Origin of the sequence: Pseudoalteromonas sp. 2CM41L (genome assembly GCF_023161905.1) — a bacterium.
Taxonomy (GTDB): domain Bacteria; phylum Pseudomonadota; class Gammaproteobacteria; order Enterobacterales; family Alteromonadaceae; genus Pseudoalteromonas; species Pseudoalteromonas atlantica.
The window spans coordinates 20173-45889 of record NZ_JALNTN010000002.1 but is presented as its reverse complement, the minus strand read 5'-3'; the positions used below and the strand labels follow the sequence as shown (position 1 = coordinate 45889).

The following is a 25717-nucleotide window of genomic DNA, read 5'->3' as shown; positions in this document are numbered from 1 at the left end:
ATTACTTCACTCCTTGGGTAAACGCGCTTGTTGCAATATTTTTAAGCTCACTGCTATTTAGCACTTTTTTTATTTTACTCGCGTAATTAGGATCGGTTGCATAGCCTGCTTTTTGTAGCGAATCTAAAAATTCGTTTGGCTGTGCTGTTTTTTGTAATGCTTCTTCGTAGCGTGGGTTTTGCGTTAAAAAATCGACAAAGTCGTTCACGCTTTCTTTTATAGAATCGTAAGCTCTAAAACTTGCTTGCTTTTTAACAGGGGTACCTTGCTCAAATTCAAGCGTTACTTTACTTGCTTTATCGCCTTCCCAGCTTTTATCTGATTTAATATTGAACAGGTTATTTGAGCTATTCCCGTCGCTTTTATTAATAATATGCTTACCCCAACCCGTCTCAAGTGCCGCTTGGGCCACCATTACTGCAGGGTTTAAACCAATTTTTTCGGCCGCTGTTTTAGCATGCTCCCACACTGCACTAACAAACTCTTCAGCATTATCAAATGACGACTGCTGTGTAGGCTGTGTTGTGGTTTTAGTTTGTGTTGCCGCACTGCTGACTACTAAGTCATCTTTATTTGCTTGCTTTACACTGTGCACCTTTTCGTGCGGCAGTTCAGAGCCTGCGCGTTTATCACTCATAAAGTCGTTAGTAGTTCTTAATACTGAGCCAGGCATAAAGTTCTCAGCCTCTGGAGAAAGCTGCTGCACAATTAAATCAGCCAAACCCAAAGACCCATTTGATGAAAGCTCAGAAGAGAGCTGCTGATCGTGCATTTCTTCAAAAAACTTTACGCCGCTAGAGTTAAACGGGCTGTCTTCATCTTCAAATGCTTCGTTGGCTTTACGCATCCCTTTTAGAAGCATTTGTGTAAAAATAGCTTCAAATTGTGCCGCTGCTTTTTTTAGCGCCGCTTTAGACGCATCAGTAGATGCATCACCGCTGTTTAAAGCGTCTTGACGTAAAGTATTAAGATTACTTAAATCAAAAAAGTTTTGCTTATCGAGGTGATTTGTTTCCATCAGCTTTTTGACACAAAAATGAATAATGCTTTAAGAAATGCAAAAATTGAGCCAAAGAAAGGTAAACAGTAAAAAGCTTAAGTACCTTTTGAGTACTTAAGCTTTATGTGGAAGGGTAAATATTCTAAAATCTAACTAAATAACAACAAGCTGTCCGTTAATTGCACCCGCTTCTTTAAGCGCTTCTAAAATAGCCATTAGGTCTCCAGGTGCTGCGCCTACTTCATTTATAGCACGCACTAAGTCATCTAAGCTAACGCCGGGGTTAAAAACAAACGCACGAGAATCATCTTGATTAACGTCAATAATACTTTGCTGTGTAACAACAGTTTCGCCTTCTGCTAACGGATTAGGCTGCGTTACATTTTGCTGTTCAGCAATTGTGACTGTTAGGCCGCCATGGGTTATTGCCGCAGGCTGTAGCTTCACATTTTTGCCAATGACAATCGTTCCCGTACGTGAATTAACAATAATTTTGGCTGAGGTATCAGCAGGCTTAAACTCTAGGTTTTCAAGCGTTGATAAATAAGACACTCGTTGCGATGCATCACGTGGCGCAATAACGCGTACTGAGGCAGCGTCAATAGCTTGTGCACTATTAGGGCCTACCAAATTGTTAATTGTTGCTTCTAAACGTTTTGCCGTTGTAAAGTCAGGGCGGTTTAAGTTAAAAGTAATGTAGTCGCCTTGCATAAAAGGGCTTTTAACTTCGCGTTCAACAGTGGCTCCGTTAGGTACGCGGCCAACTGTCGGGGTATTAATGACCACTTTACTGCCATCAAGCCCTTGTGCTCCTAAACCACCCACAATTAGGCTACCTTGTGCTATGGCGTATACGTTTCCATCCACCCCTTTTAAGAAAGTTTGGAGCAAGGTGCCGCCACGTAAACTGCCTGCACTGCCAATAGAAGATACCGTAATATCAATTGTTTGACCCGGCTTTCTAAACGGCGGAAGCTCAGCGTGGACTGCCACTGCTGCTACGTTTTTAATTTTAGGACTTTGTGTTGAAGGCAGCGTAATTCCAAAACTGTTTAGCATGCCTCTAAAACTTTGTTGCGTGTAAGAGTTTTGCTCCCCTGTACCAGGTAGCCCCACCACTAAACCATAGCCAACCAATTGGTTAGCACGTACGCCTTCAACCATAGAGACATCTTTTATACGCTCGGCGCTGGCAGAAAATTGCCAGCCTAGCAGTATGATCAAAATAAACGCTTTAATGCTATTCATACTACTATCCTCTAAAACGGAAATAACGAGCTACTAAAGAAACGTGTTAACCACCCTGGGCTTTGCGCTTCTTGTGTTTGTCCTTTACCTGAATATTGAATTCGGGCATTAGCAATTCTATTCGACTCAACCGTGTTATCGGCGCTTACATCTTGCGGACGTACAAGGCCTTCGAGCCTAATAAACTCTTCGCCGGTGTTAAGTGTTAGCCATTTTTCACCACGAATAACTAAGTTACCATTGGGTAAAACACGCATAACATTCACCGAGATGTCGCCCACTAAGCTGTTTGACTGATTTGATTTAGAGTCACCAGTAAATGATGAATCACTACCAATGCCAAACTGAATACTGTCGCCACCTATATTTACTGGTAAACCACCTAATCCAATAACGGGGTCTAGGCTGGCTTCGGTTTCTTTATCGGTTTCGGTTTTAGCGGCTTTTGTAGCTTGTGTTGACTCTTCAAGCTTAACGGTAATTATATCGCCGGTTCTAAGTGCTTTTTTGTCTGAATACAAATCATTAAATGTATTGGTGTTAAACAACGAACCCGTTGCAACAACAGGCTCTGCTACAGGTTCTGGGTACATGGGTGCGTAGTAGGGGTCATCTTGAACCACTTCACTATTTTGCGTAGAAACACAGCCACTTAAAAATAAGGTGCCTGCTGCAAATAAAATAACATTACGCATAACTATCCCCTTGTGCACGATTATAACTGTTGATTGATGTAGCTCATCATTTCGTCAACGGCCGAGATTACTTTTGAGTTCATTTCGTAAACACGTTGAGTTTCGATAAGGTTAACCAATTCTTCCGTTACATTAACGTTTGATGTTTCAAGCGAGCCTTGAATAATAGTTCCTAAGCCTTCTACGCCTGGATTACCTTGAACAGGCGCCCCACTAACAGCGGTTTCGGTGTAAAGGTTTTGACCAATTGGCTCAAGACCCGATGGATTAATAAAGTCACTAATTGTTAGCTGGCCAATCACCACGTTATCGGCTTGCCCTGCAACGCGTACAGATACTTCACCATCTTGAGAAACTGTAATTGATTGCGCATCATCGGGTACATTCATTTCGGGCTGAACAACAAAACCCGCACCAGAGGTAACAATGCGGCCGTCTTCATCGGTAGTAAATTGCCCATTACGCGAATACGCAATATTGCCATCGGGTTGTAGCACTTCAAAAAAACCTTCGCCTGAGATCATCCAATCGAGTGAGTTTTCGGTGGTGAGCATATTACCTTGCGTAAACTCTTTTTGGTTAGCAACCACTTTTGCACCCGCACCTAGCATTAGGCCAGATGGCAGCTCGGTATCTTGTGAAGAACGCCCGCCAGGCTGGTTGATGTTTTGATACAGTAAATCTTCAAAAATAGCGCGGCTTTTTTTGTAACCTACGGTACTGGCGTTCGCCAAGTTATTTGAAATAACTGAAATATCAGTTTGTTGAGCGTCTAGCCCTGTTTTACTTATCCACAATGCAGGATTCATAAGTATGCCCTCATTTTAAAGTTAAACTATGCGCATCAACTGATCTTGACGTTCGTCAATCTCTTCAGCTGTTTTCATTAGTTTTACTTGTAACTCAAATTGACGTTGGTGGTTGATCATATCGACCATTTCGTGAACTGGATTAACGTTAGACATTTCCAGTGCACCACTTAACACTTTTACATTTGCAGAGGTATCGACGGTTTGCCCTGCTACAGGTCTAAATAAACCATCGTTGCCTTTTTCAAGCTCTCTGCTGTTTCCTTCAACAACGCGCAGCGTGTCTACTTCTTCTAAAAAATTTGCAGGCGCGCCTTGGGGGCGAACCTGTATGGCGCCATCTTCACTAAAACTTATTTTTTCTATAGGAACCGGTAAAATTACGGGGCCACCTTCGCCAATAACTTGACGACCATGACTTGTTACCAACATACCCTGCGCAGTAATGTTTAGCGTGCCTACTTTTGTATAGGCTTCGTTTCCTGAGTCATCTTGAACCGCAAGCCAGGCGTTATCGCTCATGGCAATATCTAAATCACGACCTGTTTCGATTATGCCGCCAGAGGTCATGTTAGAACCTGGTCGCTCTTGCATTGAAAACACGCGCGTTGGCAAGCCCTCGCCAAATGCTTGCATAGAGCGCGCTTGCGCAAAGTCAGCTTTAAAGCCTGTGGTGTTTGCGTTTGCCAAATTATTGGCTTTAAGTGCAAGCCCTTGTAGGCTTTGCTTAGCGCCAGAGGCTGCAATGTAGACCATTTTGTCCATAACATCGACTCACATAAAAAATCTCTGATCTGATAAATGCAAAATAGATGCCAGGTTAAATTTGACGCAGTATAAAGAAGGTATTGAACGGTTCAGCTAGGCTAATTTTAGCGACATAGCTACAAAAAAGGCTGCAAAAATGCAGCCTTAAAATCTTAACAAAAAAATAAGGTTAACTTATCTAATCTGCAAAATACTTTGCTGAATTGTTGAGTTAACTTCAAGCGCTCTTGAGTTCGCTTGGTAGTTACGTTGAGCGGTAATCAAATCAACTAATTCGTTTGTTAAGTTGGTATTAGATTGCTCAAGCGCGGATGAATTAATACTACCAAAAGTGCCCGAGCCTGCTTCACCGGCCACTGGCTCACCAGAGTCAATGCTTTGCTTCCAGCTGGTATCGCCTACTTGCGAAAGGCCTTGAGAGTTTGGAAAGCGAACCATAGCAACTTGGCCTAAGTAGGTTGAATCGCCATTGCTGTATGAGGCAACAATTTTACCGTCTGTGCCAATATCAATGCCCGCTAAACGACCCACTGTAGAACCATCTTGGTCGAGTGCTTTTACTTCAAAGCCACTTGAGTACTGAGTTGGAATACGGCCAGCTGTGTTGTTTTCATCACGCCAGTTTAGCTCAATACCTGTACTTGGGAATGTTGCGCCGTTATCAAGCATTGACGATAAACCAGTACCTGCACCTGCCGGTAAATTAATTTCATCAAACGTGGTGGCGTTAGTATTTGCTACACCATCTGTTGTGGCGGGTAAACCGCTAGAATCAAAACCAAGAGTGGTAATAGGTGTATATGGTGTAGTTGTTTGCTCTGCACCAGATGTACCGTTTACCACTTTACCATCAAGCGTAGCGTATACTTCCCAGCTATTGTCTGTACCACCTGCAGCTGCATCTTCTTCTTTTACAAAAAAGTATTGCAGAATATGTGGTTCACCTAATGAGTCGTAAACAGTAGTAGACGTCGACGAATTATAGGTACCGTTCGATGTCGGATCAAAATCGAGGCCTGTTGCATCAGCTGTTGCATCTAAGTTGAACGATAAAAATACGTTTTCGGTTGCGCGAGGCGAACCAGATGAATCAGGAATTTGAATTGGGTTAGTTGTACTTAGACTTACCGATGTGGTGTCCCCACTTGATGCATCAACCGGAAAAGCTTGTAAGTAATTACCTTTGGCGTCAACCATAAAGTTATCTTGGTTAAGCTTAAATGCACCTGCACGAGTGTAAGTTAAATCTTGCGACGAAATATCATCAGTCATTGCAAAATACCCTTCGCCGGTAATCGCTAAATCTAACGAGTTGTTAGTAAATTGCAGTGAGCCTTGATGAAATTGCTGTGCAACCATGGTTGTTTGCACACCATCACCATTTTTGGTTTTACCTGCACTAAACACAGATGCAGCATATACATCAGCAAATTCAGCCCGCGATTCTTTAAAACCAGTGGTATTTACGTTAGCAATATTATTTGCTGTTACGTCTAAGTCTTTTTGAGCGGCAGCTAGGCCTGTAAGTGCAATATTAAAGCTCATAATTCACCTCTAACTTTTAATCTAATAGCCTGCTAGCAGGCGAAATACTTTTTAATTGGTTATGCGATCTCTGCGACATCAGTCAACCTAACCGCACCCTCTTTAGTGTTAATAATAATGCCACTAGAGCCATTGATATTAACGCTTTCAATGTTTTTGAATGTTGCCACCGGTAAGCTTGAAAACTCGCCGTTGGTACTGCCCTCTGCAGTAATGGTGTATTCACCCTCTGGTAGGCGCTCACCGGATTCATTATTACCATCCCAGCTAAAGCGCACTGCACCCGCTGCTTGCGAACCCATATCGATAGTTCTAACCAGTTGCCCAGAGGCATCTGTAACTTTAATTGTTAAATTATCAACGGCTTCTTCAGCAACCGCAGACCCTTTTGCCTCTCCGCTTTCGCCAAGCTCAAGCGTATTAGATTCTAAAAGCGCTTGCTTACCAACCAGCGTTGATGCTTGTAAGGCAGAGTTTGAGGTCATTGACGAGGCAAGTGACTCAAAATTTGTGTTTAAATCTGTGATGCCTTGCGCCATGGTAAAATTAGTCATTTGCGCAATCATCTGATCGTTATCAGCCGGATTACTCGGATCTTGATACGATAGCTGCTGAGTTAGCAACGAGAAAAAATCTTCCTGCGTTAATGCATCGCTCTCTTCAGTGGTTGTCGCTACTTGGGTCTCTTGCCAAGTTATAGAGTCCAAAAAAGATGAACTAGTACTAATATCGTTACTCATAACCTACCCTCGGTTATCGCTGCCCAAGTAACAGCGTTTTGCTTAACATTTGCTTAGCTGCATCGGCAACTTGCACGTTTGTTTGATAAGAGCGAGAAGCAGAGATCATATTTGCCATCTCCTCAACAACATTAACGTTGGGTTTATAGATATAGCCATTTTCATCCGCACTTGGGTGATTAGGGTTATATTCAATTTGTAGTGGTTTGTTACTCTCAACAATTCCCAGCACTTTAACACCAACAGCGGAGCCCTGAGGGTTGCTGGCTGAGGCAGACGCTTTTGTCAGCTCGGCAGCAAATACAGGTTGGCGTGCTCGGTAAGTTTTGTCTTGGGATGAACTAATTGTATTAGCATTCGAAATATTACTCGCGGTGGTATTTAAGCGAACATTTTGCGCACTCATACCACTGCCTGAAATATCAAAAACGTTATATAAACTCATAATTATTATCCTTGACTACCGAGCGCTTTATTCAGGCCCTTAAATTTACTACTTAAAAATTGCAGGCTTGCCTGATACTCCATCGCATTCTGTGTATACAAGTTTCGTTCCACCTGTATATCAACTGAGTTACCATCGCCTGTATCTCCTTGATTTGGAGTACGAAATAATTCAGAACCACCTGCACTTCGAGTACCGCCAGCGATGTGTTTTTCATTGGTAGTAACCATGCTATTGCCGCTTTGCTGAGTTGACCTTGCCGCTTTTAATGCTGAGGCAAAGTCGATATCTTTTGCTTTATAGCCAGGCGTATCAGCATTCGCTATATTTGTGGCAAGTACTTCTGCCCGCTGTGAGCGGATCAACATTGCATGCGGGTGCACACCTAATGCTTTATCAAAACTGATAGCCATAACGTTCTCCAAAAAATTGACTTGCTTAAGTTAAAGCAATTTATAAGCCAGTAGTTTTTAGTTACGTTATTTTTTTATAGAGGGTTGTTATTAAATAAAAAAACGACGCTAAGAACGTCGTTTTTTAATAACAAAATGATAGGATTATTTTTTTTGGTAGATGATTCCAGGGTTACAACGAACCATATCAAACTCATTACTTAAGCCCGTCATCGACTCCGACGCACCCAAAAATAAATACCCTTTTGGGTTTAGTGCTTGGGCAAACTGACCAATTATTTTTGCTTTAACCTCTGGTGAAAAATATATAAGGACATTGCGGCAAAAAATAATATCAAACTTCCCCATTAAGGCGTAAGAATCAAGCAAGTTTAAATGTCTAAAGCTCACCTGTTTTCTAACTGAGTCGACAACTTTTGCCATACCGTTGCCGCTATCCATAAAGTACTTTTTACGGCGCTCTGCTGATAGGCCTCGCGCTAATGCCAACGCATCATATTCAGCGTTTTTACACATATCGAGCATTGTGTTAGAAATATCAGTACCAATAATTTGAGCCCCCATACGCAACACGCCCGGTTGCTTGGCCTGAAACTCAGCAACAGACATGGCAATAGAGTATGGTTCTTGGCCTGAAGAGCTGGCCGCTGACCAAATTTTTAATGGTCGGCGGGCGTCTTTAAACTCTGGAAACAATTTATTTTTTAAAAGCTCAAATGGGTATTGATCCCTAAACCACAAGGTTTCGTTAGTGGTCATGGCATCAACTACAGCGGCTCTAAGTTGCCGCTCATGAGGGCCAAGCGTTTTACTCACTAATTGTGATAAAGATTCAACATTAAAACGAGCCATAAGCGGCGCAAGCCTACTTTTTACTAAATACTGCTTGTTTTCGCCTAGCACAATACCACATTGCTGCTCTAAAAATGAGCGAAACTGATCGTAGTCACTTTGCTGCAAATCTTTATTATTCAAATTAATAACACCTATTGTTGTTTAGTCGCAATGAACCCATTTTTTAACTGCTGTTGCCAATTCATCAGGGTTAAATTTTGCTATAAAGTCATCCGCGCCTACTTTTTCGATCATCGCCTGATTAAACACCCCGCTCAAAGAAGTGTGTAAAATAACATGTAGAGGCGCTAATTTTGGATCTGCTTTAATTTCTGCTGTTAATGTATAGCCGTCCATTTCAGGCATTTCAACATCAGAGATAAGTAAACCTACACGCTCAGTAATATCATTTTTACAATCAAGCTCGGCTATTTCTTTAAGCCTAACTAAAGCCTCTTTACCATTTTTTGCAAGCTCAGTTTGCACGCCAAGTGGCTCAAGTGCTCTTTTTACTTGGTTACGTGCAACAGCTGAATCGTCGGCAATAAATACAATGCGCTCGCCTAAGTCTTTTTGTATTGCACTATCGGCGGCAAGGTCGGCACTAACTTCGGTATTTACTGGACAAATTTCGTTTAAGATTTTTTCTACATCGAGAATTTCGACCAATTCGTTTTCAATCTCGGTAACAGCCGTTAAATAAGAGTAACGCCCTGCTCCCGACGGAGGTGGCATTATTTTTTCCCAGTTCATATTAACGATTCGCTCAACGCCGCCAACTAAAAAGCCCTGCACTGAACGATTGTATTCTGCAATTATAATGAAGCTGTCTTTAACATTTTCAATAGGTCGGCCGCCTACGGCCATTGATAAGTCGATAACTGAAATAGTTTGACCACGAATATGAGCCACACCCCGAATGTATGCATTTGATTTAGGCATACTCGTTAAAGGAGGACATTGCAGTACTTCTCTTACTTTAAATACATTGATCCCAAAACGCTGACGCCCTCTGAGCTTAAATAATAGTAATTCTAGGCGGTTCTGCCCAACCAACTGGGTGCGTTGGTTTACTGAGTCTAAAATGCCTGCCATTCAAATCTCCTAAAGAAAACAAATAATGCGGAACGATAATTGCTTTCTGTTTATAAAGCTACATAACATCGCGGGAGCGTCTACTTTTTGACGCAAAATATTTATACCCTGTTTGAAACCATAAGCATAGTCGAAACATTATGAGTTTGTTAAAAAAAGTCAGAAGATACAGTGTTTTTTATTTTCTTGCTAGCCTCTGCTTAGCAACACCTTTGCATGCAAAAGTGTTTAGTAAAGATTTATTACAAGAAATAGCAATTTCTCATATTGCAGAGCAAGTTACCGTGCCACTTGAAAAAAATGTGGAGATTACCGCGCTTGCCCTCGATAGCCGCATTCCTGATAGAGTATGCGAAAACGAGCCAGAACTAGTCGTGCCAAATGAGCCGCCATTTACACGCCAGGTGACTGTACAAATAAAATGTAACGATGCGCAAAGCTGGACTCAATATGTCCATGTAAGAATCGTTAAAATGGCGCCCGTTGTGGTTGCCACGGCAAATCTAGCCCGTGGTGAAGTTATTACTAAGTCTCATTTAAGCGTACAAATGAAGCCTTCGCAGTTTGTTAGGGTACAATACTTAGATGACCCTTTAATGCTTATTGGCAGCCGCAGTAAGCGAAATATAAGAAGCGGTATGCCGGTTTTGCTTAACCAAATTTGTATGGTTTGCAAAGGCGACGCTGTTAATATTTATGCGAGTATTAAAGGACTTAGAATAAAAACCACGGGGATAGCACTTGAAGATGGCACCCTTGGTGAGCAAGTACAGATCAAGAATAAAAAATCCGGTAAAATTTTGAATGCACGCGTAGATGGTGTAGAGTCTGTGCAAGTAAATATTTAATTTCGATTTATACTAAAGTATCCTATGTATATGCCGATAACTTGGCATAAGTTGGGTAATATACAGGTTTATTATTATGGTTAATCAAGTTAATGGCAGTAATCAACAAGCTAATGCGCTTACAAACGCTAAACAGCAACAAGTTGATATTAAAAAAGATAACGCTGCAAGTACACAAACAACACAGACTCCTTCGCCTAAAGCGGCGAGCGATTCAGTGAGCCTGACGCCACAAGCACAGCAGTTAAAAACCCTGCAAGATAAAGCACAGCAATCATCTGGCTTTGATAGTGAAAAGGTCGCTGAACTTAAAAAAGCGATTACCGAAGGTAAATACCAAATTGATGCTGAAAAGCTGACTAAAAACTTAGCTGATTTTGAGTTTAACGTATATGGCTGATCACAATAGTTTAATTAGCGTTAAATTAAATGAACAAGTTAAATGCTTGGATTCATTATATGCGTTATTAAACGAAGAGCTTAGTATTATTGCCTCTCGCAGAGGTGAAGGTTTAAAAGAACTTGCCCAACAAAAAATGTCTTTTTTAACTAAGCTTACGCAGCTCGATAAAGAGTTGAATAAACTTTTTGCTGCAAATGATGAAAATGCCCCTGAAGTGACTGAACGAGTAGCGCAAGTTAAAGCGCAGTTAGCGCAGTGCCAAAAACAAAATAAAGTAAACTCACATGCTGCCCGCCAAGCACACTTAAGTGTAAAACAATTAAAAGATATTTTAATTGGCGCCCCAACCAGTATGACTTACGACCAAGGCGGTAGTGTGGTTAATACTGACAGCAAGCTGGTTCGTAACCTAAAAGCTTAACTGCTTTTATCTATCCTAATTTATTAAAAAAGCCCTTATTGAAGTCTCAATAAGGGCTTTTTTAGGTTTACTACTTAGCACAAAATAATAACCACACTTTTGATTAAGTGAGTTTTAGAAACCCACTTCAGCTATTTAACTGAAGTGGGTTACTGATTTAAATATCTGTTTGATTATTACCATTTTCAATTAAGTGTTTAATCATTTCCTCTGATTGATTTTGAACATCAACCGCTGGCGCTGCCTCATCAACACTTCCTCCACTTTGTGCAGGGCTATAAGCAATTGCAGAGCCTTCATCGTCAATCAAAGTATTAAGAGCAACGAGTTGCTCGGTGTCTTCGTCAATAATTACATCATTGATATTAAGGGTCTCTGTAGAGCTCATTGACACCGTTTGCTCTGTACTCGATAAAGCACTTACATTACTTAAATTAACCGTTTCTCCTAAAGCATCGCTGGTTACTGCTTCATTTGGCATAGTAGCGCCTAATGCTGCTTCTTCGCTAAACGGCTCAGCGGCCCCTTCTAAGCCAAATGTTGTATCGGTGACACTTGCACTGCTTCCTGCGCTAGCAAGTTGTGGGTCGTTTCCTTGGTCAATAATATTGTCATTAATATCCTTAATTAAATAATTACCGGCTTCATCAACTGTGATAAAGCGATAATCAGACCAAGAACCTAAATCAAGAACTGATAATAATGAACTCCAATTTCCATTCTCATCAGGTTGAATTTCCATAGCGCTTTCTAGCACATTTAAGTTTAGGTTTAACACCTCAAGGCCAAGTAAGTTTGCTCCTACAACATATACACTATTTCCTTCTTCTACTGTGCCTTCTGCAGTTAAACCTATTCCTAGTAAGCCCCAGTAATAGTTAGACACTTCGAAGTCTACCGGCGTTGAGTCAATCACTAACCCAGATAAGCCTCCACTTGAAGTAACATTTCCAGATTCATCAGTAGCGGTAGCCGTTACAGTGTATGCCCCATCGAGTAAAGCATTGTCTGGTGATACGCTCCATACACCTGTCTCACCCGCTGTTGTATCCTTGGTTACAACAGTACCGCTTTCATCTATAAAGCTTACGGTAATATCTTCATTTGCTCCTGCGGTACCGGTGATCTTAGGTGTGCTATCGGCTGTTAATTCTAAACCAGAGTTAATTACTATGCCTGAATCAACTATGCTGCTTATAGATTGCTCGCCAATATTACCTGCATTATCAAGTACGCTTACATCAACACTGTAGTTCCCTTCACTAAGAGGCTGCGAAGCTGTAACACTCCACGACCCGTCTGTGTTTACTGTTGTTGAAACATTGTGTGTTTCACCTAGTGCGTCAGTAAACATCACCATAACTGCAGCTCCAGCAAAACTTCCGGTTACCGAGCCTGTAATAGTCGGTGTGGGATCTTGGCCTACTGCAATAGGGTCTATAAATACAATAGGTGCTGTGTAATCAGTACTTGAAACCATGGTATCGCTTGATGAGTTTCCTGCAGCATCACTCACTGTTGCAGTAGCACTAAAACCGCCTTCACTAAGCGGCGTAACAGCTGTGACTGACCAAGTTCCGTTACCTGCCACTTGCGCAGTTAATGTTTGCGAATCACTATTAGCATCAGTAAGTACTACGCTTATGGTTGTACCTGCCGGAGCATCACTTGTACCTGAGATGGTTGGCAGTGAGTTATTCGTAACTGCAAGTTCATTAATTTCAATTGTAGGCGGAGTTAAGTCAACTATGCCATTAAGACTTGTAGAGCTTGTAAGGTTTAAGTTTTCGACTGTCGCATCAACCGTAAATGCACCTTCAGCTAATGGAATGGTCGGTATTAATGTCCATACACCAGCAATAGCTTGAGTGTTATAGGTTGTTGCATTACCACTGCTATCTGTAATAACAACTTCTACATTACCGTTTATTACATCGGTAGTACCACTAATAGTAGGGGTTGTATCGCTTGTATCTATTATTGGGTTAATTAATAGACTCGGTAAAGTGGTGCTCACAACGCCCGTTTGCGTCACCGTTGCTATATTGCCTGCGTTATCAATACTAATAGCCTCGACGGTTAAATCGCCCTCAGCAAGTAAAGGTGTAACAACAAGCCACGTGCCATCTCCTAATACTGTTGTAGTAACTTCATAAAGTGTGTTTGTAGAGTCGGTAATATTAACAGTGATTAAGCTACCGGTTTCTTCGTCACTGGTGCCAGTAATAGTAGGCGTTAATGTATTAAGTACACCAAAAGCGTCTATTTCTAACGATGGCGGTATGGTATCAATCGTCACTTGCTCAGTAGCAGACTGGCCTAGATTACCCGCAGCATCAGTAATACTTGCAAATACACTATATATACCATCAGGTAGGCTCGTGGTTAATAACGACCACGTGCCATCGCTACCAACAAGGGCATCAAATACTGTTGCGTTGCCGTTACTATCTATCACAGTTACATCAATGTCTGTGCCCGGAGCCTCCTCTGAAGTACCAGAAATAGTTAGAATGTCAGTATTGCTGATGCTCAACGGTAAAATATCTACCACAGGCACTAACGTATCAACAACAAACTCGAGCGTTTGTGTTACTACATTGCCGGCATCATCAGTGATACTCACGTTGGCAACATGCTGCCCTTCAGTCAGCGCATCAACCTCCAGTGAAAATAGCCCTGCTGCATTCACTGTTGTTGTTAGTACTGAGCCTCCGTCCAGCTGAATCTCTACCACTCCATTAATTAAATCACTGGTCCCTTGAATAATTGGAGTAGAATCTGACGTTGTACCAATCACTTGCAAATTAAGCGTTGGTGAGATGGTATCTACTACACTGCTTAGCAGCTGTGTAGCTGTGATCCCGACTTCACTTAATACATTCACAGTTACAGTAAACACGCCCTCAGCAAGTGATTGAGGAACTTGTACAAGCCATGAATTATCTGCCTGCACTATGGCAACCAAATCTTGTGCTATGTTATCGCTATCTACCACTCTCACTAGCACTTCGGTGCCTGGGGCTTGGTCGGTCGTACCGCTAATTACTGGTAAATCACCCTCGCCAGCTACAAAGTCAACTACCGCATTAAGTAACGGCGTTGAAGCATCTACATCTGCCGTCGTAATAGTGGTGGTGTTACCCGCTTCATCAGTTGCAGAGGCTTCAACAACTGATAAGCCAATGATATTAACCGCTAGGCCTAATAACACCCAGTCACCATTGGCATCAGTGGTTACATCGTAAGTTAAGTTAGCCAAATCACCTGCTAGTTCTAAATTAACGGTGACTGTTTTACCTTCACCTAAATCGGAAGTACCAGATAAAGATACTAGCTGCCCTAATACGAACGAAGGCACAATAGTAAGCTCTGGCCCTACTGTATCTACTTCGCCACCTGTTTTACTATCAACAGAGGTATTTCCTGCGCTATCAGTAATCGTTGCCGAAACACTGTAAACCCCCTCTGCTAATACGTTGTCTGCAGCGGCTTGCCAGTCTCCATTAGCATCCGTTTGTACGGTAATTTGATGCGATGCGCCTGCTGAGTCAGTAAACGTAACGAAAACGTTTGTATTTGGCTCGTTTGATGTGCCACTAATTAATGGCGTGCTGTCTTGGGTAAGTATTAATGAACTTTGATCAATACTAATTTCTGGCGCAATTGTATCTATATTAGCGTTAGTGATATTGCTGCCTGTATTTCCGGCATTATCAGTAATAAATACTTCTACTGAATATGCCCCTTGCGAAAGACTATTGCTTGCCTCTACTGACCAAGTTCCACCGGCTTGCACCGTTGTATTGACAGTATGCGCATTACCTTGGAAGTCGGTAAATACCACAGCAACCACATCTCCTACGGCTGCACCTGTTACACTGCCAGAAACGCTAGGTGTTAAATCTGTACTACCTACAATATCGTTAATGCTAACCACTGGTGCGGTTATATCAACCACACCGGTAGTGCTAGTATTTACAGGGTTCCCCGCGGTATCACTTGTTGATGCAGTAACAGTATATGTGCCTTCGCTAAGCGATAAAGGAGCTGCAACTGACCATGTGCCATTTGCACCTACTGTGGCATTAACTGTTTGCTCTGCGCCTAAGCTATCTGTAATCAAAATAGCGACTATGGCGCCCTGTGGGGCTGTACTTGTACCTGAAATTGTAGGCGTTGTATCATTACTCGTTAGTAGCGGTGTAATATTCAATTCTGGGGCTGTTAAATCTATCAGCCCTGTATCTGTTGCACTGCTGGTTAAGCCACCTTCAGTCACACTGGCTGAAACAGTAAACGTGCCCTCAGGAAGGATATTTGCTGCATCTACACTCCATGTATTATCAGTTACAGTTGTTGTAACCGTATGCGAGACATTATTAACATCGGTAATAGTAACCGTAACTAACGTACCATTTGCAGCACTACTTGACCCAGAAAGCGTAGGTGTTTGATCGTTTGTATCAACAATGGTGTTTATATTAATGGTAGGTGCATTAGTATTAAGCGTGGCAGTAGCATTTGCTTCACTACTGTTACCTGCAGTATCAGTAATGCTTGCTGAAACTGTCACTTGTCCATCAGTTAATGGCGTGGTTACATCAACACTCCAGGCCCCGCCTGCCCCCACAGTCGTTGTGTAGGTATCAGTGCTATCACCATCAGTAATTGTGACATTAATTGTAGTACCTTCAACCTCATTAGATGTACCTGAAATACTAGGCGTGCTGCTATTAATTGTACCTAATGCGTCAATGGTAATGGTTGGTGCTTGAGTATCAACAAGCCCTGTTCCAGTCGCTGAACCTGTATTATTAGCATCGTCGGTAATACTAACAACAACACTGTAATTTCCTTCAGGTAAATTAGGCGCTGTTGTTTGCCAATTACCATTTGCATCAACCGTAGCAGCTAACGTATGCGTATCACCATTACTATCTGTAATAACAATATCTACATTTGTGCCAGTAGGTTCACCAGATGTACCACTAATAACTGGCGTATCTGTGTTAAATACGGTTATGTCGTCCAATGCGACTATTGGTATCTGAGTATCAATTGTTAAGTCGATTGTTGTGCTAGTGATATTATTGGCGTCGTCAGCAACATTAATTTGCGCCGTATAGTTACCATCTGTAAGTGCAGTTGGTACCTCTACCTGCCAATTTCCATCAGCATCGACTACCGCAAAAAAGATTTGGCCATCAATGCTAATTATTACATCAGCACCTATGGCATCACTGGTGCCTGATAGGGTTGGCGTTGTATCTGCTGTAGTGTCGATAGGATTAACGCTAAGAGTAGGTGCTATGCTGTCTATTTCACCTTGTGCTTGCTCAGTGGTTAAATTACCCACATCGTCTCTTACCTCTGCGGTAACAGTGTACTGCCCTTGTGCTAACTCGGTTGGCACTTCAACAGACCAACTTCCATTAGCTTGAACTATGGCCGTAAGCTGCTGGCTTTGACCTGCACTATCTACGACGGTTAGTTCTACCTCGGTTCCTTGAACCATATCAGTAACACCAGAGATCACAGGCGTTGCATCGTTCGATAAGGCATCAACAGTCACAGTGAGCGCAGGTGCTTCATTATCAAAATTAAGTGAGTTGACGCTCGCAACATTACCGGCTGCATCACTTGCAGTTGCAGTAACATACGCAAGACTAAGCAAAGGTACTGTTATGTTGGCAAGTCCCCATGTGCCATCAGCATTCGTGGTAGCAGTGTAGGTAGCGCCTACAGCACCGCCAACAAGATACTCAGTAATGGTGATCACTGACCCTTCTGGTAAATCAGAATCCCCAGAAAGAGAGACTAAATTGCCTAGGGCAAACGAAGGAATGATCTCTAAAGTCGGTGGTGTTACATCCACTTCGCCGCTGTCTGTCCCTGTGCCCGTGTTGCCCGCTGCATCCGTGATGCTCGCACTCACACTGTAACTCCCTTCGGCTAAATCAGTCGCTGGGGTGGCACTCCAATTACCATTGGCATCAGTTTGTACATCAATAGTTTGTACGGCATTGGCTGCATCGGTAAAGGTTATCGTAACGGTGCTGTTTGGAGCATCACTGGTGCCCGTAACCGTTGGTGAGCTGTCGTTGGTGAGCGCTGGTGCATCCACACTCACACTTGGCGCGGTGGTATCGATGTTACCGCTGCCAGAGATATCAGTGCTGTTACCTGCGTCATCGCTAATACTGGCCTCAATGCTGTAAGGCCCTTCTGCAAGTGCCGTCGGTACTTCCACTGAAAAGTTGCCGCTGGCATCCACGGTCGTCGTAAAGGTTTGCTCGACCCCTAAGTCATCTGTAACGGTGAAGGTGATCACGGTGCCTTCAACCGCATCACTGGTGCCGCTTAGGGTCGGTGTAACATCGTTACTTGAACCTGGGCTGGTTAACTCAAGCGTTGGCGCAATGGTATCAACCTCCCCTGCACCTGTGGCGGTCGCTGTGTTACCCGCGGCATCGCTTACGCTTGCACTTACGGTATAACTGCCCTCAGCAAGGGCTGTTGTAACCGGCACTGACCATGTACCACTTGCGCCCACTATGGCGGTAATGGTTTGCTGTGCACCGGCATTGTCTGTCACAATAATTGTCACTTCACTGCCTTGTGGCGCATCACTTGTGCCGGAGATCGTTGGTGTTGTGTCGTTGCTAACGCCGTTATCTGTAATAACAAGGCTCGGTGGGGTTAAATCAATCTCACCGGTTTCGCTCGCGCTGCCGATATTACCCAGACCATCGTCTACTTCTGCGGTTACCGTGTATTCACCTTCAGCTAGTTCAGTTGGTGCAGCAACGCTCCATACGCCACCGGTTACGGTGGTATCAACAGTCGTAATATTACCCGCGCTATCTTCAAACGTTAAGCTAATGGTGGTGCCATCGGCTGCATCGCTTGTACCATTAATGGTTGGCGTGGTGTCGTTGGTATCAACCAAGGCATTAATGCTAATGCTTGGCGCGGTGGTGTTCAGCGTGGCTGTTTCACTAACCGTGGTGGTGTTACCGGCGTTGTCGCTCACACTGGCTTCAATGGTGAGCTCACCATCAACCAGTGCATTTGGTACATCGGCTGACCAGCTGCCACCCGCTTGGACTGTGGCTGTAAAGGTTTCGGTGGTAATGCCATCGCTAACGCTGATGCTAATTACCGTGCCCGCTGGTGCATTCGTGGTACCACTAATGGTTGGCGTGCTGTCGTTGGTAGCGCCTACAGTATCAAGTGTCAGTGTCGGGGCAAGGCTATCAAGGGTGCCCGATTGCGTAGCGCCTCCTGTATTGCCCGCCGCATCCGTAATGCTGGCTTGTACACTGTAGCTGCCATCAGGTAATTCTGGGCTGATTGCTTGCCAATTGCCGTTGACATCCACGGTGGCGGTGAGCGGTGTTTCATCGCCATTACTGTCGGTAATTACAATGTTTACAACTGTGCCTTCTGGCTCAGTTGAAGTACCACTAATAAGTGGAGTACTGTCGTTACCAAGTCCCAGTGCATCCACAGTTACAACTGGGGTAATGGTATCTACATTGCCACTGCTGTTGGCGGTACTTTCATTGCCTGCGGCATCAGTAATACTGGCCGTTACAGTAAAGTCACCTTGTGCCAGCGCACTGGGCACTTCAATATCCCAATGCCCATCCGTGCCAACGGTGGTGGTAATGGTTTGCACAACGCCATCACTGTCGGTCACGGTGAGTGTTACCGTGCCGCCAATTTCGTTACTGGTGCCTTGTAATGTCGGGGTTAAGTCATTTACATCACCCACGGTTTGCATGGTTAATGTGGGTGCTTGTGTATCGATGGTGGTGGTTTCACTCACGGTGGTTTCGTTGCCTACGCTGTCGCGTACGCTCACTTCAATTGTGCTTTCACCTTCACTGAGTGGTGTCGCTGGTGTGGCGCTCCACTCGCCGTTGACATCAACAAGGGCGGTAATGGTTTGTGGGTTACCGTCACTGTCGGTCACCACAATCGTTACTTGTGCCCCTTCGCCTGCGTCACTTGTGCCGCTGATTATAGGCGTGTTGCTATTGCTTTGTGCATCCACCTCAACCGTGAGTGTAGGTGGTGTGTTATCAAAGTCATCTGAGCTGATTGTGCGTGTGTTCCCTGCTGCATCTGTGGCTGTGGCAATCACAGAGCCTACATCCAGTAGTGATACATCAAGCCCCACCAAAGACCAATTACCGTTGGCATCGGTTGTGGTGGTGTAAGTTACACCCACTCCCCCGCCAATGAGTTGCTCGGTGATGGTGATTTCACTGCCTGCTGGTAGGTCAGACGTACCACTGAGGGTAACCAATAAACCAAGCTCGAAGGTTGGCGTAAAGGCAAGAGCCGGTGGAGTTACATCCACTTCACCGCTGTCTGTCCCTGTGCCCGTGTTACCCGCTGCATCCGTGATGCTAGCACTGACACTGTAGTTACCTTCGGCTAAATCAGTCGCTGGGGTGGCACTCCAATTACCATTCGCATCGGTTTGTACATCAATAGTTTGTACGGCATTGGCCGCATCGGTAAAGGTTACCGTGACGGTGCTGTTTGGTGCATCACTGGTGCCCGTAACCGTTGGCGTGCTGTCGTTGGTGAGCACTGGTGCATCCACACTCACACTTGGCGCGGTGGTATCGATGTTACCGCTGCCGGTAATATCAGTGCTGTTACCTGCATCATCGCTAATGCTGGCCTCAATGCTGTACGGCCCTTCTGCAAGTGCCGTCGGTACTTCTACTGAGAAATTGCCGCTCGCATCCACGGTGGTGGTAAAGGTTTGCTGGGCTCCTAAATCATCGATAACCGTAAAGGTGATCACGGTGCCTTCAACCGCATCACTGGTGCCGCTTAGGGTCGGTGTAACATCGTTACTTGAACCTGGGCTAGTTAAATCAAGCGTTGGCGCAATGGTATCAACCTCCCCTGCGCCTGTGGCGGTCGCTGTGTTACCCGCTGCATCGCTTACGCTTGCACTTACGGTATAACTGCCTTCAGCAACTACTTGTGAGGCAGCCACACTCCACGTGCCATTAGCTCCTAGGGTCGTTGTAACCGTATGGGTCATATTATTACTATCGGTGATCTCTACAGTTACGGTGCTGCCTTGCGGAGCATTCGCGGTGCCGGTGATCGTTGGGGTTGTATCATTGGTAACAACTAACTCATTCACTTCAATCGCAGGCATAGTGGTGTCAATAATACCGGTTTCTGTGGCGCTGCCGATATTACCCAGACCATCGTCTACTTCTGCGGTCACTGTGTATTCACCTTCAGCTAGTTCACTCGGTGCATCAACGCTCCATACGCCACCGGTGACGGTGGTATTAACAGTCGTAATATTCCCTGCACTGTCTTCAAACGTTAAGCTAATGGTGGTGCCATCGGCTGCATCGCTTGTCCCATTAATGGTTGGTGTGGTGTCGTTGGTATCAACCAAGGTATTAATGCTAATGCTTGGCGCGGTGGTGTTCAGCGTGGCGGTTTCACTAACTGTGGTGGTGTTACCGGCGTTGTCGCTCACGCTGGCTTCAATAGTTAGCTCACCATCAACCAATGCATTTGGTACATCGGCTGACCAGCTGCCACCCGCTTGGACTGTGGCTGTAAAGGTTTCGGTGGTAATGCCATCGCTAACGCTGATATTAATCACCGTGCCGGCTGGTGCATTCGTGGTACCACTAATGGTTGGCGTGCTGTCGTTGGTGGCACCCACAGTATCGAGTGTCAGTGTCGGGGCAAGGCTATCAAGGGTGCCCGATTGCGTAGCGCCGCCTGTATTGCCCGCCGCATCCGTAATGCTGGCTTGTACACTGTAGCTGCCATCAGGTAATTCTGGGCTGATTGCTTGCCAGTTGCCGTTGGCATCCACGGTGGCGGTGAGCGGTGTTTCATCCCCATTACTGTCGGTGATTACAATGTTAACAACTGTGCCTTCTGGCTCAGTTGAAGTACCGCTAATAAGTGGGGTGCTGTCGTTACCAAGCCCCAGTGCATCCACGGTTACAACCGGGGTAATGGTATCAACATTGCCACTGCTGTTGGCGGTGCTCTCATTGCCTGCGGCATCAGTAATACTGGCCGTTACAGTAAAGTCACCTTGTGCCAGCGCACTGGGCACTTCAATATCCCAATGCCCATCCGTGCCAACGGTGGTGGTAATGGTTTGCACAACGCCATCACTGTCGGTCACGGTGAGTGTTACCGTGCCGCCAATTTCGTTACTGGTGCCTTGCAGTGTAGGGGTTAAATCGTTTATATCGCCTACATTTTGTATCGTAAGCGTTGGCGCTTGCGTGTCGATAGTCGTGGTTTCAATCACGGTGGTTTCGTTGCCTACGCTGTCGCGTACGCTCACTTCAATTGTGCTTTCACCTTCACTGAGTGGTGTCGCTGGGGTGGCGCTCCACTCGCCGTTGGCATCAACAAGGGCGGTAATGGTTTGGGGGTTACCGCCACTGTCGGTCACCACAATGGTTACTTGTGCGCCTTCGCCTGCGTCACTTGTACCGCTGATTATAGGTGTATTGCTATTGCTTTGTGCATCCACCTCAACTGTGAGCGTAGGTGGTGTGTTATCAAAGTCATCTGAGCTTATTGTGCGTGTGTTCCCTGCTGCATCTGTGGCTGTGGCAATCACAGAGCCTACATCCAGTAGTGATACATCAAGCCCCACCAAAGACCAATTACCGTTGGCATCGGTTGTGGTGGTGTAAGTTACACCGACTCCCCCGCCAATAAGTTGCTCGGTGATGGTGATTTCACTGCCTGCTGGCAGGTCAGACGTACCACTGAGGGTAACCAATAAACCAAGCTCGAAGGTTGGCGTAAAGGCAAGAGCCGGTGGAGTTACATCCACTTCACCGCTGTCTGTCCCTGTGCCCGTGTTACCCGCTGCATCCGTGATGCTAGCACTGACACTGTAGTTACCTTCGGCTAAATCAGTCGCTGGGGTGGCACTCCAATTACCATTCGCATCGGTTTGTACATCAATGGTTTGAACTGTATTGGCCGCATCCGTAAAGGTCACCGTAACGGTGCTGTTTGGTGCATCACTGGTGCCCGTAACCGTTGGTGTGCTGTCGTTGGTGAGCGCTGGTGCATCCACACTCACACTTGGCGCGGTGGTATCGATGTTACCGCTGCCGGTGATATCAGTGCTGTTACCTGCATCATCGCTAATGCTGGCCTCAATGCTGTACGGCCCTTCTGCAAGTGCCGTCGGTACTTCCACTGAGAAGTTGCCGCTCGCATCCACGGTGGTGGTAAAGGTTTGCTGGGCTCCTAAATCATCGATAACCGTAAAGGTGATCACGGTGCCTTCAACCGCATCACTGGTGCCGCTTAGGGTTGGTGTGACATCGTTACTTGAACCTGGGCTGGTTAAATCAAGTGTTGGCGCAATGGTATCAACCTCCCCTGTACCTGTGGCGGTCGCTGTGTTACCCGCTGCATCGCTTACGCTTGCACTTACGGTATAACTGCCTTCAGCAACTACTTGTGAGGCAGCCACACTCCACGTGCCATTAGCTCCAAGGGTCGTTGTAACCGTATGGGTCACATTATTACTATCGGTGATTTCAACCGTTACGGTGCTGCCTTGCGGTGCATTCGCGGTGCCGGTGATCGTTGGGGTTGTATCATTGGTAACAACTAGCTCATTCACTTCAATCGCTGGCATAGTGGTGTCAATAATACCGGTTTCTGTGGCGCTGCCGATATTACCCAGACCATCGTCTACTTCTGCGGTCACTGTGTATTCACCTTCAGCTAATTCACTCGGTGCATCAACGCTCCACACGCCACCGGTTACGGTGGTGGTTGTGGTGGTTTCAGCGCCTGAACTGTCTACAAACGTTAAGCTAATGGTGGTGCCATCGGCTGCATCGCTTGTCCCATTAATGGTTGGCGTGGTGTCGTTGGTATCAACCAAGGTATTAATGCTAATGCTTGGCGCGGTGGTGTTCAGCGTGGCTGTTTCACTAACCGTGGTGGTGTTACCGGCGTTGTCGCTCACACTGGCTTCAATGGTGAGCTCACCATCAACCAGTGCATTTGGTACATCGGCTGACCAGCTGCCACCCGCTTGGACTGTGGCTGTAAAGGTTTCGGTGGTAATGCCATCGCTAACGCTGATGCTAATTACCGTGCCCGCTGGTGCATTCGTGGTACCACTAATGGTTGGCGTGCTGTCGTTGGTAGCACCCACAGTATCAAGTGTCAGTGTCGGGGCAAGGCTATCAAGGGTGCCCGATTGCGTAGCGCCGCCTGTATTGCCCGCCGCATCCGTAATGCTGGCTTGTACACTGTAGCTGCCATCAGGTAATTCTGGGCTGATTGCTTGCCAATTGCCGTTGACATCCACGGTGGCGGTGAGCGGTGTTTCATCGCCATTACTGTCGGTGATTACAATGTTTACAACTGTGCCTTCTGGCTCAGTTGAAGTACCACTAATAAGTGGCGTACTGTCGTTACCAAGTCCCAGTGCATCCACAGTTACGACTGGGGTAATGGTATCAACATTGCCACTGCTGTTGGCGGTGCTCTCATTGCCGGCGGCATCAGTAATACTGGCCGTTACAGTAAAGTCACCTTGTGCCAGCGCACTGGGCACTTCAATATCCCAATGCCCATCCGTACCAACGGTGGTGGTAATGGTTTGCACAGCGCCGTCACTGTCGGTCACGGTGAGTGTGACCGTGCCGCCAATTTCGTTACTGGTGCCTTGTAATGTCGGGGTTAAGTCATTTACATCACCCACAGTTTGCATGGTTAATGTGGGTGCTTGTGTATCTAAAGTAATTGTATCGGTTACTGTTGTTGTGTTTCCTGCTTCATCAGACACGCTCACTTCGATGGTGTTATCACCTTCATTCAAGTCTGTTTGAGGGGTTACTTGCCAACTTCCATTGGCATCTACTGTGGTTGTTAGTGTTTGTTCAACACCGTTTTCATCGGTGATCACTACAGTAATCGTTGTACCTACATCGGCATCACTCGTACCTGAAATAGTCGGTGTTGTATCATTGGTTACAGCATCAAAATCAATGGTTAAACTTGGCCCCGCAGTATCAATATTACCGGTTGCTGTATCTAAAGCACTATTGCCTGCAGCATCAGAAACCTCAGCCTGTACTGTATAATCCCCTGAAGCTAACTCTTGAGAAAGCTCTACACTCCAATTCCCTTGTGCATCCGTTGTCGTATTAAACGAGCGAACAACTCCTTGTGAATCTGTAACAGTCAAGCTTATTACAGTGCCAGATACAACGCCTGTAGTATTACCAGCAATAATTGGTGTTGTATCATTACTAGTTTCTAGATCGTTAATTTGTATGGTTGGCGGCGTAATATCAATTACGGCATCAAGTTCTGCTATGGCTGAACCACCGCCTAAATCAGTTACTGTTGCACTGATTGATACACTTCCCTCAGGTAAATCGGCTGGCGGAGTAACACTCCACTGTCCGTTTGCATCAACAACCGTAGTTAAGGTAATAGTCGCACCTGTAGAGTCTGTGATCTGAACTTCAACAGACGAACCTACTTCTGCATTAAATGTATCACCGCTTATTTGTGGGGTTTGATCGTTGGTTTCACCAATCACATCAATAGTGATAGTTAACGCACTTGTATCAATAGTACCAGAGGCGCTTGCAGTACCTTCATTGCCAGCGCTATCGCTAATAGTAGCATCAACAGTATAGCTACCTTCAGCTAAAGCTACGGGTACTTCTACTGTCCAACTTCCATCTGCAATGACTTGTGCAGTGATTGTTTGCACTGCACCATTAGCGTCCGTTACAGTTAAAGTAACAGTTGAGCCTGTAGGTTCCCCGCTTACCGTACCTGATAGAGTTGGTGTAGTATCACTTGTATCACCTAGCGCATTTATGTTCACAACCGGCGCAGTTGTATCAACCTCCCCTGTGGTAGTGGCCGTGGTTTCATTACCTGCGTTATCGGTTACCGATACCTCAACGGTAAATTCACCTTCACTTAGCTCATTCGGTACATCCACACTAAAGGTACCATCGGCTTGCACTTCGGTAGTAATGGTTTGAGGGTTACCCGCTTCATCCGTCACGGTGATCGTAACAACGGTGCCCTCTGTCTCGCCCGTGGCAGACCCTGAAATAGTCGGTGTGGTGTCGTTGGTATCACCCACCGGGTCAATTAACACTGTGGGCGCTGCGGTATCTACTTCACCTGTGGTGGTTGCTGTAGTTTCATTACCTGCATTATCAGTTACCGATACCTCAACGGTAAATTCACCTTCACTTAGCTCATTGGGTACATCTACACTAAAGGTGCCATCGGCTTGCACTTCGGTAGTAATGGTTTGTGGGTTACCCGCTTCATCCGTCACGATGATCGTAACAACGGTGCCCTCTGGCTCGCCCGTGGCAGACCCTGAAATAGTCGGTGTGGTGTCGTTTGTATCACCC

Annotated in this window: 15 protein-coding genes; 3 read left to right on the top strand and 12 right to left on the bottom strand. The window is 45.2% G+C overall.

Annotation, left to right across the window (positions count from 1 at the left end):
* Nucleotide 1 precedes the first annotated feature (1 nt).
* The 11 genes from flgJ to MTF64_RS02995 all read right to left on the bottom strand — a co-directional run bounded on the left by flgJ (nt 2) and on the right by MTF64_RS02995 (nt 9592).
* On the bottom strand, nt 2-1018 hold the full coding sequence (gene flgJ / locus MTF64_RS03045) for a flagellar assembly peptidoglycan hydrolase FlgJ (protein ID WP_248450542.1): 1017 nt from the start codon (nt 1016-1018) through the stop codon (nt 2-4).
* A gap of 135 nt (nt 1019-1153) precedes the next feature.
* On the bottom strand, nt 1154-2248 hold the full coding sequence (locus tag MTF64_RS03040; RefSeq protein WP_004588022.1) for a flagellar basal body P-ring protein FlgI: 1095 nt from the start codon (nt 2246-2248) through the stop codon (nt 1154-1156).
* An 11-nt stretch (nt 2249-2259) separates the two neighbouring features.
* Nucleotides 2260-2943: a flagellar basal body L-ring protein FlgH gene (gene flgH, locus MTF64_RS03035; RefSeq protein ID WP_004588021.1), complete on the bottom strand. Its 684-nt coding sequence runs from the start codon at nt 2941-2943 to the stop codon at nt 2260-2262.
* Between the two features lie 20 nt (nt 2944-2963).
* A complete protein-coding gene (gene flgG / locus MTF64_RS03030) occupies nt 2964-3752 on the bottom strand; it encodes a flagellar basal-body rod protein FlgG (protein WP_004588020.1) in 789 nt (262 codons plus the stop codon).
* 21 nt (nt 3753-3773) lie between these two features.
* Nucleotides 3774-4517 (bottom strand): flagellar basal body rod protein FlgF, encoded by a 744-nt coding sequence (locus MTF64_RS03025; protein WP_024032339.1) that lies wholly within the window; start codon nt 4515-4517, stop codon nt 3774-3776.
* A 177-nt stretch (nt 4518-4694) separates the two neighbouring features.
* Complete coding sequence (gene flgE / locus MTF64_RS03020) at nt 4695-6065, bottom strand: flagellar hook protein FlgE (RefSeq protein ID WP_154945920.1); 1371 nt, start codon at nt 6063-6065, stop codon at nt 4695-4697.
* A 59-nt stretch (nt 6066-6124) separates the two neighbouring features.
* Complete coding sequence (locus MTF64_RS03015; RefSeq protein ID WP_004588017.1) at nt 6125-6805, bottom strand: flagellar hook assembly protein FlgD; 681 nt, start codon at nt 6803-6805, stop codon at nt 6125-6127.
* Between the two features lie 13 nt (nt 6806-6818).
* A complete protein-coding gene (gene flgC, locus MTF64_RS03010; RefSeq protein WP_004588016.1) occupies nt 6819-7250 on the bottom strand; it encodes a flagellar basal body rod protein FlgC in 432 nt (143 codons plus the stop codon).
* A 5-nt stretch (nt 7251-7255) separates the two neighbouring features.
* On the bottom strand, nt 7256-7663 hold the full coding sequence (flgB, locus tag MTF64_RS03005; RefSeq protein WP_064386728.1) for a flagellar basal body rod protein FlgB: 408 nt from the start codon (nt 7661-7663) through the stop codon (nt 7256-7258).
* Between the two features lie 144 nt (nt 7664-7807).
* Nucleotides 7808-8638 (bottom strand): protein-glutamate O-methyltransferase CheR, encoded by an 831-nt coding sequence (locus MTF64_RS03000; protein WP_004588014.1) that lies wholly within the window; start codon nt 8636-8638, stop codon nt 7808-7810.
* A gap of 21 nt (nt 8639-8659) precedes the next feature.
* Complete coding sequence (locus MTF64_RS02995) at nt 8660-9592, bottom strand: chemotaxis protein CheV (RefSeq protein WP_004588013.1); 933 nt, start codon at nt 9590-9592, stop codon at nt 8660-8662.
* Between the two features lie 140 nt (nt 9593-9732).
* Between MTF64_RS02995 and flgA the strand changes: the two genes are divergently transcribed.
* From flgA to MTF64_RS02980, 3 genes are all read left to right on the top strand, one after another.
* Nucleotides 9733-10440: a flagellar basal body P-ring formation chaperone FlgA gene (gene flgA / locus MTF64_RS02990; protein ID WP_039972266.1), complete on the top strand. Its 708-nt coding sequence runs from the start codon at nt 9733-9735 to the stop codon at nt 10438-10440.
* 76 nt (nt 10441-10516) lie between these two features.
* Nucleotides 10517-10840, top strand: coding sequence for a flagellar biosynthesis anti-sigma factor FlgM (flgM, locus tag MTF64_RS02985; protein ID WP_004588011.1), 324 nt, complete (start codon nt 10517-10519; stop codon nt 10838-10840).
* Nucleotides 10833-11264 (top strand): flagellar protein FlgN, encoded by a 432-nt coding sequence (locus MTF64_RS02980; RefSeq protein ID WP_054982970.1) that lies wholly within the window; start codon nt 10833-10835, stop codon nt 11262-11264. Before flgM ends, MTF64_RS02980 begins: the two co-directional genes overlap by 8 nt.
* Nucleotides 11265-11421: 157 nt before the next feature.
* Here MTF64_RS02980 and MTF64_RS02975 read toward each other — a convergent pair.
* The coding region (locus MTF64_RS02975) for an Ig-like domain-containing protein (RefSeq protein WP_282446959.1) at nt 11422-25717 on the bottom strand (14296 nt) is incomplete at its 5' end.

Excerpts from the sequence above, each read along its gene's own strand:
- flgJ (WP_248450542.1), bottom strand. The coding sequence starts at position 1,018 with ATGGAAACAAATCACCTCGATAAGCAAAACTTTTTTGATTTAAGTAAT.
- MTF64_RS03040 (WP_004588022.1), bottom strand. The coding sequence starts at position 2,248 with ATGAATAGCATTAAAGCGTTTATTTTGATCATACTGCTAGGCTGGCAA.
- flgH (WP_004588021.1), bottom strand. The coding sequence starts at position 2,943 with ATGCGTAATGTTATTTTATTTGCAGCAGGCACCTTATTTTTAAGTGGC.
- flgG (WP_004588020.1), bottom strand. The coding sequence starts at position 3,752 with ATGAATCCTGCATTGTGGATAAGTAAAACAGGGCTAGACGCTCAACAA.
- MTF64_RS03025 (WP_024032339.1), bottom strand. The coding sequence starts at position 4,517 with ATGGACAAAATGGTCTACATTGCAGCCTCTGGCGCTAAGCAAAGCCTA.
- flgE (WP_154945920.1), bottom strand. The coding sequence starts at position 6,065 with ATGAGCTTTAATATTGCACTTACAGGCCTAGCTGCCGCTCAAAAAGAC.
- MTF64_RS03015 (WP_004588017.1), bottom strand. The coding sequence starts at position 6,805 with ATGAGTAACGATATTAGTACTAGTTCATCTTTTTTGGACTCTATAACT.
- flgC (WP_004588016.1), bottom strand. The coding sequence starts at position 7,250 with ATGAGTTTATATAACGTTTTTGATATTTCAGGCAGTGGTATGAGTGCG.
- flgB (WP_064386728.1), bottom strand. The coding sequence starts at position 7,663 with ATGGCTATCAGTTTTGATAAAGCATTAGGTGTGCACCCGCATGCAATG.
- MTF64_RS02995 (WP_004588013.1), bottom strand. The coding sequence starts at position 9,592 with ATGGCAGGCATTTTAGACTCAGTAAACCAACGCACCCAGTTGGTTGGG.
- flgA (WP_039972266.1), top strand. The coding sequence starts at position 9,733 with ATGAGTTTGTTAAAAAAAGTCAGAAGATACAGTGTTTTTTATTTTCTT.
- flgM (WP_004588011.1), top strand. The coding sequence starts at position 10,517 with ATGGTTAATCAAGTTAATGGCAGTAATCAACAAGCTAATGCGCTTACA.
- MTF64_RS02980 (WP_054982970.1), top strand. The coding sequence starts at position 10,833 with ATGGCTGATCACAATAGTTTAATTAGCGTTAAATTAAATGAACAAGTT.